This is a genomic window from Flindersiella endophytica, assembly GCF_054779015.1.
Window position 1 is genome coordinate 116,130 of the sequence record NZ_BAAGYY010000012.1, and the last position, 15,788, is coordinate 131,917.

Sequence of the window (15,788 nt, forward strand, 5' to 3'; positions counted from 1 at the left end):
GATACGGTCATGCCTGCGTCAAAAGATTCCTGAAGCGCCATTGGGAGGAATTCGGATGCTCTCGGTACTTACGCCTTACGACCCGCGCGTCGAATATGCCCGTTCACCACTCGGATTGGACGAGCCGAATCCTCGGTTTGGTTGGCATCTGGCCACGACCGAGACCGGACATCGCGCGGTGGTGAATCAGGCCGCGTATCAGGTACGGGTGGCGACGTCTGCCGATCAGCTGGCCCACCCGGCCACCGAGGCGTCCGACATGTGGGACTCCGGGCGGATCGAGTCCGGTCGATCCGGGCAGGTGGAGTACGCCGGCGAGCCGTTGGCGGCGTTCCGGCGTTACTACTGGGCGGTTCGGGTCTGGGACACCAACGGTCAGGCGTCGGACTGGTCTGAGACCGCTTGGTTCGAGACCGGACCGCTTTCTCCGGCGGACTGGGGTGAAGCGATCTGGATCGGGCGCTCACGGGCGGACCGTTCAGAGACTTCAGATGATGAAACCGAAGCGCCGGCGCCATTGCTGCGTAAACGATTTCAGCTCGAAGGTGAGGTCGAGTCCGCCCGGCTGTACGCCTGCGGCCTCGGATTTGGCGAATACTTTCTGAACGGTGAACGAATCGGCTCGGCAGTGCTCGATCCGGCGCCGACGAATTATGACGCGACCGTGCTGTTCAGCAGTTATGACGTCACAGGAATGCTGCCGGCAGGCGAAACCGGAGACAACGGCTGCGTACTCGCCGCCCAGCTCGGCCGCGGCCGCTATCAGGAGAAGACGCCCAACATCTGGCGCTGGCACGAGGCGCCCTGGATGGACGAGCCGAAGCTGATCGCGCTCCTCGTCATCGAGCTCGCCGACGGTCGTATCCAGCGGGTCACCACCTCCACCGACGCCGGCTGGCTGACGGCCGATGGTCCGATCCGCGGCGACTCGCTGTTCGCCGGCGAACGTTATGACGCGCGGCTCGAACGTCCGGGCTGGACAACCGCCGGTTACGACGACGCCGGCTGGGACGCGGCGGTCGCCGCCAACCCGCCGAAGGGGGTCCTGCGCTCGCAGACGCACGACCAGATCCGCGCGGTCGCGGAGGTACCGGCGGCCGGGCTGACCGAGCCGAAGCCCGGTGTGTACGTCTTCGACCTCGGCAAGCAAATCGCCGGCTGGGCCAGGTTGACGCTTTCGGGTCCGGAGGGCACCGAGCTGCAGATCCGGTACGGCGAGCGGCTGCACGCCGACGGCACGGTCGACCACGACCAGGGGCTGATCTATCGCGAGATCCAGACCGACACCTATGTCCTGACGGGCAATGGGTCGCAGACGTACGAGCCGCGGTTTTCGTACAAGGGATTCCAGTACGTCCAGATCGACGGCTACCCCGGCCGCCCGGAAGCCGGCGATCTGGTCGGCGTCGAGGTGCACACGGCGGTGGAGTCGTCGCTCGAGTTCTCCTGCGACAACGAACTGGTCTCGCGGCTGCACGCCGCGACGCGGAACGCGGTGCTCAACAACCTGCACGGCGTACCGACCGACACTCCGGTGTTCGAGAAGAACGGCTGGACGGGCGACGCACATCTGACGGCAGATGTTGCGGCGTACAACTTCTGGATGCCGCGCTTCTACACCAAATGGCTGCGCGACTGGACCGACTCGCAACTGCCCAGCGGCGAGTTCCCGCCGATCGTTCCGACGTCCGGCTGGGGATATCTCGCGGATTCGGAAGCCGCGATCAAGGCGCCGATTCCGGCGTGGGACGCGGCGTACGTCGAGATTCCGTGGGTGATGTACCGGCATTACGGCGACGAGCGAATTCTGGCGCGGCACTATGACGGGGCGCGGAAGTACATCGACTATCTGACGTCCGATTTCCTGGTCGACGACGTTGTGCTGGTGGGACTCGGCGACTGGCTGCCACCCGGCATCGGCGGAATGCCGCCGGAAGGGCCGGGAGTGTACGAGACGATCTATGCGTACCGGTTCGTCGAACTGCTCAGCAAGATCGCGGGCGTACTCGGAAAGGACGGCGATCTCGCGGCGTACGCCGAGCTTTCGGATCGGATTCGGGCCGGCTTCAACCGTGCGTTCTTCGACGCCTCCGCCGGGATCTATCACGGCGAACGGGAGACGGGGTATCGGCAGGCGGCCAACGTCATGGCGCTGGAGTTCGGCCTCGTACCCGAGTCTGAGCGGCGGCGGGTGTTCGACAATCTCGTCGCCGACATTCACGACCGGGACGACCACCTCGACACGGGTGTGTTCGGCACGAAGTTCCTGCTGCCGTTGCTGACCCGCGAGGGCCTGGTCGACCTGGCGTTCAAAGTGGCGATGCAGCCGACGTACCCGAGCTACGGTTTCTGGCTCGCCGAGGGCGGCACGGCGCTCTACGAGCATTGGGGCGCCGACTCGCGGTCGCGGAACCACCATTTCTTCGGGCACGTGGACCAGTGGTTCATCGAGGACCTGACCGGCCTGCGGCCGGCGGCACCGGGATTCGCGCGGGTGCGGGTGCGGCCGAACCCGCCATCGCAGGTGGGCGAGATGAACGTAACGGTGGCGACGGTGCGCGGCCAGGTCGCGGCCGGCTGGCGACGGATCGGTGAGGAGTACGAGGTGCGCGTCGAGGTGCCGACGGGGGTGGAGGCGGAGGTGCACGTCCCGAAGCCGGGCGGCGAGTACGCGGTCTCGACGCACGGGCCGGGCACGCACGTGCTCCGCTGATCAGGAGGCCTGCGCCGTTGGCGACTGTGTTTGCCGGGCTGGCAGCGCTGGTCCGGCTCGCGGTGGGTGACGGCCGAGTTGGGCGTGTGGTGGAAGCGTGCGGTCGTGACGACGGCGGCGCGAGCCGTGCCGCCGACGTCCCGCTTGTCTCGACAAGCAGCGGCACCGCTCGTGGCGCGATGCCGAAGGCTGCGGCGCGGGTGAAGCCGATGGCCGCGCGTGCTGTGCCGCTGGCGCGCGGACGCGCTGTGCAACCCGGTCGAGGGTCTGTGCCCGCGGCGGGGTCGGCCGTGCCGCCTCGTCGTGCGTGACGCTGAAACTCCGCGTGGTGGAAGCGATGGCGGTGCAGGCCGTGCGCTCGCGACTGCGGCTGATCCGGTCCTGGATGCCAGCCATGCCGCCGCCGCATGGTGCGCGACGCCGACGTTGAGCTCGGAATGGGCGACAGGGAAGCCGCGCGGCTTGCGCCTTTGCTGATCTCGCCGGACAGCCCTACCGCTCGTGGCGGACGCCAGGAACTGCCGGCCGAACGCCATATGGGGCAGCGCACTGCGCTGTTCGCCGAGCCGGTTCCCCCGGTGGTGGCCGGGGACCTGCTCATTGTCGTTGTGCGGCGGCTCCCAACTCCAAGGCAGCGCGCAGCGCCGTCGAGAGGTTCGCGGCTTCCTTGACCCGGATACCGTCGGGTGGTGGGCCGGCGTCCGGGGGGACGAGGGCGTGGGTGAAGCCCAGTCGTACGGCTTCGGCGAGGCGGTGGCGGATGCCCGTCACTCGGCGGAGGTCGCCGGCGAGGCCGACTTCGCCGATGGCGACCATGCGGGAGGGCAGGGGGAGGTCGGCGGTGGCGCTGGCGACGGCCAGGGCCACGGCGAGGTCGGCTGCCGGTTCCTTGATGCGTACGCCGCCGACCGTCGCGGTGTAGACGTCTTGTTTGGCGAGCGACACGGCGCCACGGCGTTCGAGGACTGCCAGCACCATCGCCACTCGGCTGGACTCCAAGCCCGACGTGGCCCGGCGCGGGGTGCCGAGGTGGGACTCCACCACCAGCCCCTGCACCTCGGCGAGCAACGGCCGCTTGCCTTCGACGGTCACCGTGACGCACGAGCCCGCCACCGGCTCGGGCCGGCGAGTGAGGAACAGCCCGCTCGGGTCGGGCAGACCGACGAGACCGCCGTCGGCGAAGTCAAAACATCCGACCTCATCGGTGGGCCCGAAGCGGTTCTTCACCGAACGCACCATGCGTAGCCGAGACTGCTGGTCGCCCTCGAAGCTCAGCACCACGTCGACCAGGTGCTCGAGCACGCGCGGGCCGGCGATCGAGCCGTCCTTGGTGACGTGCCCGACGATGAGCGTGGCGATCCCGCGTTCCTTGGACACCCGGATCAACGACGAGGCCACCTCGCGGACCTGCGTCACGCCGCCCGGCGACCCGTCGATCGCAGCGGAGGCGACAGTCTGTACGGAGTCGAGCACCAGGAGGTCTGGCTTCACGTGATCAACGTGACCGAGCACGGCCGAAAGCTCGGTCTCCGCGGCCAGGAACAGCTCCGGCTGCAGCGCGCCGACCCGCTCCGCTCGCAGCCGGACCTGTGCCGCCGACTCCTCGCCGGAGATATACAAACAGCGCCCGTTCTTGGCCCGCTCCGCCGCGACTTCGAGCAACAACGTGGACTTGCCGACGCCCGGCTCGCCCGCGACCAGCACCACAGCACCGCGTACGAGGCCACCGCCGAGGACGCGATCGAGCTCCGGCACGCCGGTGGAGTCGGCCTTGGCCGCCTCGACGTCGACGTCGTTGATCGGCAGCGCGGGCGTGGCCACCGGCCCGGCGACGGTCGTCGGCAGCCGGGCGGCGCCGGCTTCTTCGAGCGTGCCCCATGCCTGGCACTCGCCGCAGCGGCCGACCCACTTGGCGGTCTGCCAGCCGCACTCGGCGCAGCGGTAGGTGGTGACTTTCTCACGGGCTTTGGCCATGGTCAGCAAGGCTAATCGCGGCCACCGACATTCCCGGGCTCTTCCCCATGTCGCGTACGACGGCGCTCAGTTTCGCCGCCCCCGGTGCCTGGATGCTGGGTCGCCGGGGGAGGCTTCTTGCGCGCCATCGTCCGCTCCGAGCCAAAGTGTTGTGAACGTGTCGGCGGATCGGCGTAGCGTAGGTCACATGAGCACGCAGCATGTTCACGAGCGGGCCGCCGGCACGGGGTTGACCGAGATCACCGTACGTCCCATAGGTGTCGTGGCAGGCGGCCGGAATGAGATCAAGGAGGACGACTGGGCGAGCGAAACCGCACGGATCGTCCTTGACCACAACCTTTTCGAACCGGAGGCGACACTTGGCCTGAAAGCGTTCTCCCATTTAGAGGTGGTCTACTACTTTCACCTCTCCAACCGGGAGCGCCACGGCGCGGCACATCCGCGCAGCAATCCGGCCTGGCCGCGGGTCGGCATCTTCGCCGACCGTACGCCCCACCGGCCCAACCACATCGGCGTTTCACGCTGTGAACTCATCGCGGTTTCACAACTTGAACTCACCGTTCGCGGCCTCGACGCAGTGGACGGCACGCCGATTCTCGACATCAAGCCCTACATCGAAGAGTTCGGCCCCCTCGGCCCTGTTCGCGAGCCCGCGTGGATTCGCGAACTGGTCCGCACGTATTACTGAGAAGGCCTTTCAGTAGGTCCGGAACCAGAGGTTGACCGCGTAGTCGACCTCGAGGCCTCGATGCTCGGCGATCACCTGTTCGGCGACCTCGGGCAGGAACTCGATCCGTACAACGGATTCGAGATCCGCCCGACGCTCGAACCGCCAGCGCATCTCCAAAGGTCGTCTCTGCCACCCCCGCAGCGACCAGAACCGCTCGATCTCCGCCGGGTCCCGCTCTGGAAACGCCCGGCGAAACCAGCCCCCGAACGTACTCCGCGTCGCGTCGTTGTCGATGACGAACGCGGTTCCGCCCTTGCGCATGACGCGATCCAGCTCGCGTAAGCCTGGTTCACAACCCGGTCCGAAGAAGTACGCCCATCGCGCATGCGCGACGTCGACCGAGCTGTCCGGAACCGGCAGCGCCTGCGCGGTGCCCTGCCGGACCGCGACGTTACGCAGGCCGGCGCACCGCCGCTGCGCATGCGCGATCAGCCCGCCGTGCGGCTCGACGCCGACGACCTGGGCGGCCTCGGCGGCGAACCACGGCAGGTGGAAGCCCGTACCGCAGCCGACGTCGAGCACGTTGGCGCCGGACCACGGCCGCAGCTCGCGCATCGCGGCCTCGATCACACCGTCGGGGTCGACGGCGTGGTTCTCCTTCTCGTACACGCCGGGCGCGTTCCAGATGTTCGGGCTGGGCCGCGCGCCTGTCGCGATGCTCACGCCGTCCCTCAGTCCTCACCCACCACCCTGATAACGGCCCTTCGGGTCATCTCTTCTTGGGCAGCTTCTTGCCGGTGCCCGGGCCGGCCGCTGCCCGCGGCTTGCGTACCGGGTCGGCGGGGTGCGGCGCGATCCGCTGCTTGGCTGCCAGGTGCGCCTCGCAGTGCCGCGCCAGCTCGTCGTACGTCTTCTCGCCGACCAGCGCGACCAGCTCGGTCCGGTTGGAGACGTAGACGGGCTCGCGGCCCTTGTGGGCGTCGGTGTTGCCGGTGCAGTACCAGTCGAAGTCGTGCCCACCCGGGCCCCAGCCGCGCCGGTCGTACTCCGTCAGCGACACCTCGGTGTAGGAGGAGCCGTCGGTGCGTTCGACCTCACGGAACAGCCGGCGGATCGGCAGCTGCCAGCACACGTCGGGCTTGGTCTCGACGAAGTGGACGCCGACGTTGAGCGCGTGTTTGTGCAGCGCACAGCCCGAGCCGCCGGCGAAGCCGGGCCGGTTGTGGAAGATGCAGGCACCGTCGACGACGCGGGTCTTGCGGTCGCCGTCCTCGTCGGTCTCGACCCAGCCGTTCTTCTTGGCCTCGGCCTTGTACTGCCACTCCTCGTCGCTGAGCTGGCGCATCCACTTGCGTACGCGCCGCTCGTCCTTGGGCTCCGAGAAGTGCGCACCGAGCGTGCAACAGCCGTCGTCGGGGCGGTGCTCGAAGATGCCGGCACAGCCGGAGCCGAAAATGCATGCCCAGCGCGACGTCAGCCAGGTGAGGTCGGCGCGGATCACCTGATCGGGATCGGAGGGATCGGTGAACTCAACCCAGGCGCGCGGGAAATCCAGGGACACTTCTGCCACAGCGCTGACCCTAGCTCTGATCCGAGATCTCCCCAGGTCCGGGGCGATCCACAGAGTTTTCCACCGGATATCCACAGGTTCTGTGGATAAAACGGTGGACAGGGAGGAAGCCGCGCGAGATCGGGCGCCGAATCCGGGTAACGTTGCTAGCTATGCGGCTCGGTGTCCTGGATGTGGGCTCAAATACCGTTCATCTGCTTGTCGTCGACGCACGTCAGGGTGCCCGTCCGTTGCCTGCGTTCTCGCACAAGACGGAGCTTCGGCTCGCCGAGCATCTGACCGACGACGGCAAGATCTCGCGGGCGGGCGCGGAGCATCTGCAGGATCTGGTGGCCGAGGCCCTGGAGATCCAGGAGGACAAGGGCTGCGAGGAGCTGCTGGCGTTCGCCACGTCTGCCGTACGCGAGGCCGCCAACGGTGAAGAGGTGCTGCGGCGGGTCAGCCATCGCACGGGTGTCGACCTCACGGTGCTGACCGGGGAGCAGGAGGCGCGGCTGACGTTCCTGGCCGTCCGGCGGTGGTTCGGCTGGTCGTCGCGGCGGCTATTGGTGATCGACATCGGTGGCGGGTCGCTCGAGCTCGCGACCGGTTCCGACGAGGACGCGGATGCCGCTGTGTCGTTGCCGCTGGGCGCCGGGCGTATGACCAGGGGCTGGTTCACCGGCGATCCGCCGGACAAGGACGAGGTACGGAAGCTGCGCCGGCACGTCCGGGCGGAGATCGCGCGGCACGCCGGGCAGTTGTTGCGGCACGGCACGCCGGATCATGTCGTCGGTACGTCGAAGACGTTCCGGCAGCTGGCACGGATCTGCGGTGCGGCGCCGTCCAGCGAGGGGCCGTACATCAAGCGCACGCTGACCAACGCCGACCTGTCCGAATGGGTGCCGAAGCTGGGTGAGCTGAGCGCTTCGCAGCGGGCCGAGCTGCCGGGAGTGTCGGCGGGACGGGCGGCGCAACTACTCGCGGGCGCGATCGTGGCAGACGGCGCGATGGACGTGTTCGAGGTCGACGAGCTGGAGATCTGCCCGTGGGCGCTGCGGGAGGGCGTGATCCTGCGCCACCTCGACACGATGCAGCCGGACCAGGCAAGCACGTAGCGGCCAGGCAGCGCGCATCCAGACCAAACGGGCGCACGGAGGCTGTAGCCTGCGGCCCATGCGGCTGGCGGTGGATGGCGGAGCGACCGGGCTTCGGATCGTGCGGCTCGACGGATCCGAGATCGTGGAGCAGGCTGACGGCCCCGGGTTTCAGTGGGCGCGTGGTGGCGATCCGGTCGAGCAGCAGGCGGGGCTGGTACGCGAGGTCTGGCAGCGCCTGGGCGAACCCGCGCCGATCGAGGTGGTCGGGATCGGGTTGGCCGGTGGTGCGATCGACCCCGAGTCGCGGGTGCGGCTGGCCAGGCTGATCGCCGACGAGCTCGGTGCGGCGCAGGTGCTGCTCACCAACGACGACGTGACCAACCACCTCGGTGCGCTGGGCGGTGCGCCCGGCGTCGTGATCGCGTCGGGTACGGGCGTTGCGTGCCTGGCGGTCACCGCGGACGGGCGGCTGGCGAAGCTGGACGGGCTCGGCTATCTCTTCGGTGACGCCGGAAGCGGGTTCTCGATCGGACTAGCCGGACTCCGTGCTGCTCTCAGCGCGATCGAGGGCCGGGGTGCCGCGACGGAGCTTGTCGAACGGGCGGAGCGGGTGGCCGGCACACCACTGCCACTCACGATGCGTACCTGGTACAAACGGCCGACGCTGACCGCCGACGTGGCGGCGTTCGCGCCGGAGGTCGGTGCGGCCTCGGCCGCGGCGGACCCAGTCGCGCAGGAGATCTGCGCACGGGCCGGCCGGGAGCTGGCGACCACCGTCGACGCGGCCGTACGCAGCAGTTTCGACACCAGCAAGCCAACCGCGGTGTCGTGGTCCGGCGGAGTGCTGCTGTCCTATCCACAGGTCTTCGACGCGTTCAAGACCGAGCTGGCCACCCGCTGCCCCCAAGCCGAGCTCCACGACCCGATGGGCGACGCGCTCGCGGGCGCCATCCGCCTCGCGACGGGCGAGAACGTGCCGCACCTGGCCGGCGTGTATGCCGCCCAGAGCCTGGCCGCCCATCCGAGCGGGGACGACGCTCCCTGAAGCGTCCCTGAGATGTGCCCTGGGAGAAGCCGGCCGACCCCCCGTGCGTTGCTCGCCGGACTAACCTTGACGCGTGGAGTCAGCGTCGTATCCGGCACAGCAGCGTGGTGACGAGGTCGTCCGCATCCCGAATGCGCCGATCGCCCTGTCCACGTCCTCGGTCTATCCGGAGTCGACCGCGACCGCTTTCGAGCTGGCGGCCCGCCTCGGCTACGACGGCATCGAGGTGCTGGTCGGCGCCGACCTGCTGAGCCAGGACGTCGGCGCGCTCAAGCGGCTCAGCGACTACCACGAGATGCCGATCGTCTCCATCCACGCGCCCACGCTGCTCATCACACAACGGGTCTGGGGCACCGATCCCTGGGGCAAGATCGACAAGTCCGCGGAGGCCGCGCAGGAGCTCGGTGCCAGCGTTGTCGTCGTCCACCCGCCGTTTCGCTGGCAGACGGAGTACGCCCGCGACTTCGTGGAGGGCATCGCGCAGCGGCAGGAAGCGACCGGCATCAAGCTGTGTGTGGAGAACATGTTCCCGTGGCGGCCGGTCGGACAGAACGTCCAGGCCTACCTTCCGGGCTGGGACCCGCGCGACTTCCCGTACACCGACGTGACGCTCGACCTGTCGCACACCGCGACTGCCAAGGTCGACGCGTACGAGATGGCGTACGAGCTCGGTGACCGGCTCACCCACATCCACCTGGCCGACGGCTCCGGTTCGATGAAGGACGAACACCTGGTGCCCGGACGAGGCAACCAGCGCTGCGCCGACGTGCTCGAGTTGCTCGCCCGGCGCGGCTTTGCCGGCTCGATCGTGCTCGAGGTCAACACCCGGCGCTCGGGCAGCCGGTCGGAGCGGGAACGCGACCTCACCGAGGCGCTGGCGTACGCACGTTTCCACTTCGCCGCGCCCGTCGAGCCGTCGTTCGCGGTCGGTGCCGACGGCACCATCGAAGCCCTCGGCTGAACGCGTCGCCACCAGCCCGCGACGCGCGGTGTACGACTACATAGAGGTGGGTAGCGCCTACCTGTAGTATTCGCCGTCGGAGTGGGCCGCGGCCGGTTCAAGGGCAAGGGAAACATCGGATGCGAGACGTCCAGCGTTGGCGCCGTCGCGGGCTTTTACTTGCTTGCGTCGCGGTCGGCCTGATCACTCCGCCCGTCGCGGTCGCTGCCGGCAGCGCCGCGTCGCATGGCGACAGCGAGGCGATGGCGCGGTTCGCGCAGGCCCGCACGCAGGCCGAGCGGGAGGCCGCGGCTGACGCATCCCCGTCGCGGATCCGCCCGGCAGCCGTCGGCATGGAGCCCGGCGACCAGCCAACCGGTAAGCCGACAGATGATCCGACGGACGAGCCGCGCGACTCGGGCGACGACCAGGACGAGCGCGACCGTAACCGGGACGAGCCCGACGACGTTCGGTTCGCGAAGCAGGCCGTACCCGACTGGCCGACGATCCCGGACGACGCCAAGACCTACCAGGTCAAGGTCCGCGTCACCAACCAGTCCGACGACCCCGTGCAGCTCACCGGCTGGATCGACTTCGACCGCGACAACAAGCAGTCCACGTCCGAACGCGCGTCGGTCGGCGTCAAGCCCGCCAAGTCGGTACGCGAGGTCGAGCTGACCTGGCGGCAGCTCGGCGACCTCGATCCAGGCCGGGCCAAGGTGTCGCTTCGCCTGCAGGACAAGCACAACGCCTACACCGTCCAGATCGTGCCGGCGCCCGACAAGGGGTGCGACCCCGCCAAGACCGGCGACGATACGAAGGCCGCGGCAGGCCGCGCACCCGACGACTACGGCGATCTCAGCGACTCCGCGACCCACCCCGTCGACGGGCTGCGCTACGCCGTGTCGGCGTTCGGCAGCCTGGTCAGGTGGAACCCCGCCACCGGCGAGCACGACAGCACCTATCCCGACGCGGTGGTCCCGCAGGGCGCGTACGGACGCGTCGTGTTCGACTCCGCCGGCGATCTCTACACGACTGACGCCGGCACCGGCAAGGTCTACCAACTCGACCTCCGCCGCTCCACGAAGAAGCAGGCGGTCGCCCTGGGCTCGGTCGCCTGGGGACGCGCGGTCGGCAAGCCGGTGCTCGGCGACTGCATGCGTGCGGCGGACTTCGGCGACGCGCCCGGCGGCTACTCCAGCAGCGAGGCCGACGACGGTCCGGCTCACCGCAGCAGCTCGCTGCTGACGCTCGGCCGGACCAGCTCCGCCGAGCCCGACGCCGTGGGCGACGACCTCGGCGACGACGCGCTCGACGACGTGCCGGCGATCGAGCCGTACACCACGCAGTACTCCCTCACCGTTCCGTACCGCAACCTCACCAACGCGCCCGCGACGCTGGCCGGCTGGCTGGACGTCGACCTGGACAAGAAGTTCAGCCGGTCCGAACGCCGCGTCGTCGTGCTCCAGCCGGGCGACCCCGCACCCAAGCTGCGCTGGCCGGTCGACGAGATCCGGCCGAGCGGAACCGCCTACCTCCGGCTGCGCCTGTACGCCGGAACGCCCGACAACCCGAGCTCCAACGGCTTCGTCGACGATCGCGGCGAGGTCGAGGACTACTCCGTGAGCGTGCACAGCTCGCCGATCTCCGACCTCGGCATCGAGACCCTGCCGGTGAAGGTGGACGCGGGCCGCTCCGGCACGTTGCCGATCGTCGTACGAAACCTCGGGCCCAAGGACTCCGACCAGGACGCCATGGTCTCGGTGACTCCGCCCGAGCATGTGACGTTCGGCGACCCGCCGTCGAGCTGTGCCGCGAGCCTCGACGGCTCGGTCAGCTGCCGGCTGCCCGCCGACCGCCTACCGGCCTCCGGCGATCCGATCGCGCTGCAACTGCCGTTCGACGTCGAGTCCTCGGCGCCGTCCGACGCCAGGCTGAGCGGCGGCGAGGTGACGGTCGACAAGCCGCGTGACCCGAGCCTCGGCAACAACGCCGCGAACATACGGATCTCGACCCGGCCCGCGATCTCGGACCTCTCGACCCACATCGTGCGCGCGCCGCGGCCTGCCGTTCCAGGGCAGGCGGAGTCGATCGGACTACGGCTCGACAACGCCGGGCCGTCCGACACAGCCGCCCCTGGCGAGCTCGTGCTCCGGCTGCCCGACGACAGCCTGGCGGGCGACTCGCTTCCGACCGACTGTGAGGCGTCCGACGGCAAGGTCACCTGCGTCGTGCCGGAAGGACTGGCCGCGGGCGGGCATCGCACGTACGACATCCCGATCCTGCCGAAGTCCGGGCTGACCGAGCATCTTGAGCTCGGCGGCGGCGAGGTCGAGCTGAAGCTGGCCGGCGACCCCTCGAGTGCGAACAACGACGCGACGTTCTCGCTGCGTACGAAGGAGCCGATCAGCGACCTGGCGCTGACGACCGGATCCGACCGCAAGCTTCGGGTGCCGCCGGGCGGGACGTTCCCGCTCACGGTCCGGGTGACCAACCGCGGGCCGTCGGACGCCAGGGAAGTGACGCTGGTGCAGTCGCTTCCGGCCGTGCTGACGCTCGACAGCTCGGGTCCCAAGGAGGGTGACGCCAAGGGCTGCACGGCGAGCTGGAACCGCCTCACCTGCCAGCACGCGGTGGTTCGGTCGGGACAGACGCTGACGTACCACCTGACCGCGAAGCTGGCGTCGACGTACAGCGGCGACGGCTCCGACCTGCTCGACGCGGGGTTCGTCAACACAGCGACGCGCGAGGCCGAGCTCTCCGACAACCGAACGCGAAACGCCCTGCCGACGGCGGGCGTGGCGCACGCCCGGATCGACCTGGAGACGTCGGTGTCGGCGCCGGAGGAGACCACGCCCGGCACGGAGGACTCGCTGCGGGTCTCCGTACGCAACCTCGGCCCGTCGGACACCGGACGCGAGGGCCGCGAGGTCGTGACGCTGCCGTCGTCCGTCCTCGCCTCCGACCTGCAGCCGAGCGGATGCGTGGCAGGCAAGGGCGGCACCACGGTGACGTGCCGTGTGCCGGCCGGGATGGTGCCGGGCACGACGCACAGCTGGCGCATCCCGGTGCAGGTGGCGGCCGACAGCCCGCCCGGTCGTGCGTTCGACGGTGGGCGAGTGGTCGCCGTCGAACCCACCGATCCCAAGCTGGACGGCAATCGCGCGGGCTTCCGGATCCGGGCCGGCAGCAGCGCCGCCGACCTGGTGATGACGAAACGGCCGATGACGAGCCGGCCGGTCGGGCCGGGCGGCACGTTCTCGTACGAGCTGTCGGTGACCAACAGCGGGCCGTCGACCGCCGGCAACGTGGTCGTACGCGACCGGCTGCCGCAGCCGCTGACCTATCTCCGTTCGCCGGACGGCTGCGAGCTGCGCGGCCGTCAGCTGACCTGCCCGTCGGTGGAGAACCTGCCGCCGGGAGAGTTCGAGACGTTCCGGGTCGAGGTCAAGCTGGACCCGCGCTACCGCGGTGACGGGCGGACGATCGCGGAGCTGGCGAGCGTCTCGTCCGACGTACGCGACCCGGACACGACCAACAACCAGTCGGAGCTGCGGACCAGCGGCGTGCCGGGCGGTGTGGTGGCCCACCCGCCGGCCGATCTCGCGCTGGTGCTGACGGCCGAGGACGGCGGCGAGTACGAGCTGACGGCGTACAACAAGGGGCCCAACGAGGCGGTGCACCAGACCATCAGCGGCTTCCTACCGGCTGCGCTGACGCTGGCGTCGTCGCCGGACGGGTGCCGGGCGGTGGGGCAGCGGTTCACCTGTCCGGCCGTGGAGTCGCTACGGCCTGGTGAGTCGGTGAAGCGCCGGTTCTCGGTGCGGCGGGTGCCGGCGTACAGCGGGGATGGCAGCGACCTGGTGGTGTGGGCGACCGTGCGGTCGTACTCCGTGGACGAACGGCTCGGCAACAACAAGGTGATCTGGTGACGATGAGGGAGTGGACGATGTCGTTGCGAGCGGTGGGCGCTGGGGTGGCGGCGCTGGTTGGGCTTTGTTTCACGGCGGTTCTGCCGTCGGTGGCGTCGGCGGGGATGCCGTCGGCGGAGGCCGGCCTTGGGACGGGGATTGACACTGGCACTGGTGGTGCGAAGGTGCCGAAGTTGGCGGTGTCGATCGACAACAGCACCGATCTGCTGACTGCCGGGCGTGAGGTTGTCTACACGATCAACGTGCGCAACGAGAGCGATCAGGATCTGTCGAACGTGGTGGTGTCGCAGTTGTTGCCCACCGCGTTGACTCAGTTGGAGGCTGAGCCGAAGCCGACTGACTCTGAGGCCAATCAGGTGCAGTGGCTGGCGAAGGTGCCTGCTCGGGACTCGGTGCTGATCATGATGACCGGGAAGGTGGGGAGTTTGTCGCTGGTACACAAGGCTGGTGGCAAGGCTAGATTGACGACGACTGCTTGTGTGGCGGCGGATCTGAAGAGTCCGGTGTCGGCGTGTGCGTCGGAGGCTGATGTGGTGACCGCGGGGGTTGCGGATGCGGATGATTCGGATCGGATCATCTTGCCGGTCGCGTTGTTGGGGGCGGTGTGTTGTGGTGGGGGTGGGTATCTGTGGTACCGGCGGAAGCGGGCGCAGGAGGAGCCGCAGTAAGGTCCGCGCGTTCGCACTGCGCGCCTGCACCCGTGCCATTCGCGTGGCGTTGGTTGGCTGGTTGGCTGCATGCTGTCTTGCAGGCTGGTTAGGGCGACAGCTGTTCGGCCAGGTTGGCGATGCCGGTTGCGGTGATGTCGGGGTGGGCGAAGTGGGACGGGTAGGTCGTGCCGGCTCGGTTGATCCAGGCTGTGCGCATGCCTGCTCTGGACGCGCCGTCGATGTCCCATGGGTGGCAGGCGACCAGGACCATCTGGTCGAGCGGTGCCTCGCATGCCGTCGCGGCGTATTCGTAGGCTGAGCGGGCGGGCTTCCATGCTCCTGCGTCCTCTGCTGACAGGAGACGTTCGAACCGGGCGTCGAGGCCGGCGCGGGTCAGTAGTTGCTCGGCGATCTGTGTGCCGCCGTTGGTCAACGTCACGAGTCTGAGGCCGGCCGCGTACAACGCGTCGATGCCGGCGGGGACGTCCTCGTGCACGGGCAGTTGCAGGAAGCCGGTCATGACGAAGTCCGCGGCCTCGTCCACGTCACGGGTCAGTTCGGTAGCGGGTAGGAGGAGTCGCAGCAGCTCTCGGCCGATGTCGGCGAATCGTTCGGAGTGTCCCGCTACCGTCGCGGCGAAGCCGTCGCGGAGCAGGGAGGCGAACCAGGTTTGGGCCAGCTGCGCCGGTGCGCCGACTTCGGTGAAACGTTCGGCGATCGGCCGCAGGTCGGACAGGGTTTCGTTCACGTCGAAGACCACGATCGTGGTCTGCTCCGCCGATACCGTCATCTCAGCCTCCCAGCTCGTCGTGGACGCTGATACCCCGCCTGCGGCCTTCGCCACTTACCTTTTCGGCAACCCGGTCGGTCAGGCGCCGTAGCGGTCGGTCTGGAGGGCCTGGCGTTGGGTCTTGGTGATCGTTGGTGGTACTGGGTCGGTGGTCCAGTCGGGGTGGTTGGGCATGGGTGGGGTGGTGGTGTCGTAGAGCCATTGCTCCAGGAATGGTCGTAGGGTGTCGTCGCCGGTGGCTTGGACGGCGCCGTCGATGTAGTCCTGGGTGGAGGCGCTTTTGTTCTTGTATTCGGCGAGCATGGAGTGTTCGAGGCGGGTGAAGGCTTCTTGTCCGATCCGCTCGCGTAGGGCGTACAGCACCAGGACGCCGCCGGTGTAGCGCTGGTTGTCGAAGAGGTTGGCGGCGTTGGGTTTGGCGACGG

12 protein-coding genes are annotated in these 15,788 nt (G+C 68.9%); 7 read left to right on the forward strand and 5 right to left on the reverse strand.

Features of this window, described 5'->3' with window-relative positions:
* Positions 1-55 precede the first annotated feature (55 nt).
* On the forward strand, positions 56-2,713 hold the full coding sequence (locus ACYVF6_RS12165) for a family 78 glycoside hydrolase catalytic domain (RefSeq protein ID WP_460520305.1): 2,658 nt from the start codon (positions 56-58) through the stop codon (positions 2,711-2,713).
* Positions 2,714-3,310: 597 nt separating this feature from the next.
* On the opposite strand, the gene radA is transcribed toward ACYVF6_RS12165, so the two are convergent.
* Positions 3,311-4,687, reverse strand: a complete 1,377-nt coding sequence (gene radA, locus ACYVF6_RS12170) for a DNA repair protein RadA (RefSeq protein ID WP_460520308.1) — start codon at positions 4,685-4,687, stop codon at positions 3,311-3,313.
* A gap of 187 nt (positions 4,688-4,874) precedes the next feature.
* On the opposite strand from radA, the gene ACYVF6_RS12175 reads away from it, so the two are divergent.
* Positions 4,875-5,375 (forward strand): SAM-dependent methyltransferase, encoded by a 501-nt coding sequence (locus tag ACYVF6_RS12175; protein WP_460520310.1) that lies wholly within the window; start codon positions 4,875-4,877, stop codon positions 5,373-5,375.
* 9 nt (positions 5,376-5,384) lie between these two features.
* Here the strand turns inward: ACYVF6_RS12175 and ACYVF6_RS12180 are convergent, their stop codons facing one another.
* Positions 5,385-6,080, reverse strand: coding sequence for a class I SAM-dependent methyltransferase (locus ACYVF6_RS12180; protein ID WP_460520312.1), 696 nt, complete (start codon positions 6,078-6,080; stop codon positions 5,385-5,387).
* A gap of 46 nt (positions 6,081-6,126) precedes the next feature.
* Positions 6,127-6,927: a hypothetical protein gene (locus ACYVF6_RS12185; RefSeq protein WP_460520315.1), complete on the reverse strand. Its 801-nt coding sequence runs from the start codon at positions 6,925-6,927 to the stop codon at positions 6,127-6,129.
* A 152-nt stretch (positions 6,928-7,079) separates the two neighbouring features.
* On the opposite strand from ACYVF6_RS12185, the gene ACYVF6_RS12190 reads away from it, so the two are divergent.
* The 5 genes from ACYVF6_RS12190 to ACYVF6_RS12210 all read left to right on the forward strand — a co-directional run bounded on the left by ACYVF6_RS12190 (position 7,080) and on the right by ACYVF6_RS12210 (position 14,591).
* A complete protein-coding gene (locus ACYVF6_RS12190; protein ID WP_460520318.1) occupies positions 7,080-8,024 on the forward strand; it encodes a Ppx/GppA family phosphatase in 945 nt (314 codons plus the stop codon).
* A gap of 58 nt (positions 8,025-8,082) precedes the next feature.
* The gene (locus ACYVF6_RS12195) at positions 8,083-9,051 is read left to right on the forward strand and encodes an N-acetylglucosamine kinase (protein WP_460520321.1); all 969 of its coding nucleotides are present in this window, start codon (positions 8,083-8,085) and stop codon (positions 9,049-9,051) included.
* Positions 9,052-9,175: 124 nt separating this feature from the next.
* A complete protein-coding gene (locus ACYVF6_RS12200) occupies positions 9,176-10,012 on the forward strand; it encodes a sugar phosphate isomerase/epimerase family protein (protein ID WP_460520334.1) in 837 nt (278 codons plus the stop codon).
* A 119-nt stretch (positions 10,013-10,131) separates the two neighbouring features.
* Entirely contained in the window at positions 10,132-13,923 is a 3,792-nt protein-coding gene (locus ACYVF6_RS12205; protein ID WP_460520323.1) for a GEVED domain-containing protein, read from the forward strand.
* 2 nt (positions 13,924-13,925) lie between these two features.
* Positions 13,926-14,591 carry a hypothetical protein gene (locus tag ACYVF6_RS12210; protein WP_460520337.1) on the forward strand — a complete coding sequence of 222 codons (666 nt, stop codon included), beginning with the start codon at positions 13,926-13,928 and terminating at the stop codon, positions 14,589-14,591.
* 88 nt (positions 14,592-14,679) lie between these two features.
* Here the strand turns inward: ACYVF6_RS12210 and ACYVF6_RS12215 are convergent, their stop codons facing one another.
* Positions 14,680-15,363: an HAD family hydrolase gene (locus ACYVF6_RS12215; RefSeq protein ID WP_460520325.1), complete on the reverse strand. Its 684-nt coding sequence runs from the start codon at positions 15,361-15,363 to the stop codon at positions 14,680-14,682.
* 78 nt (positions 15,364-15,441) lie between these two features.
* Positions 15,442-15,788: hypothetical protein (locus tag ACYVF6_RS12220; protein ID WP_460520328.1), on the reverse strand; the 347-nt coding region annotated here is incomplete at its 5' end.

What these genes read in the sequence shown, in the direction of transcription:
- ACYVF6_RS12190 (WP_460520318.1), top strand. Translation starts at nt 7,080, where the DNA reads ATGCGGCTCGGTGTCCTGGATGTGGGCTCAAATACCGTTCATCTGCTT.
- ACYVF6_RS12165 (WP_460520305.1), top strand. Translation starts at nt 56, where the DNA reads ATGCTCTCGGTACTTACGCCTTACGACCCGCGCGTCGAATATGCCCGT.
- ACYVF6_RS12205 (WP_460520323.1), top strand. Translation starts at nt 10,132, where the DNA reads ATGCGAGACGTCCAGCGTTGGCGCCGTCGCGGGCTTTTACTTGCTTGC.
- radA (WP_460520308.1), bottom strand. Translation starts at nt 4,687, where the DNA reads ATGGCCAAAGCCCGTGAGAAAGTCACCACCTACCGCTGCGCCGAGTGC.
- ACYVF6_RS12215 (WP_460520325.1), bottom strand. Translation starts at nt 15,363, where the DNA reads ATGACGGTATCGGCGGAGCAGACCACGATCGTGGTCTTCGACGTGAAC.
- ACYVF6_RS12175 (WP_460520310.1), top strand. Translation starts at nt 4,875, where the DNA reads ATGAGCACGCAGCATGTTCACGAGCGGGCCGCCGGCACGGGGTTGACC.
- ACYVF6_RS12195 (WP_460520321.1), top strand. Translation starts at nt 8,083, where the DNA reads ATGCGGCTGGCGGTGGATGGCGGAGCGACCGGGCTTCGGATCGTGCGG.
- ACYVF6_RS12210 (WP_460520337.1), top strand. Translation starts at nt 13,926, where the DNA reads ATGAGGGAGTGGACGATGTCGTTGCGAGCGGTGGGCGCTGGGGTGGCG.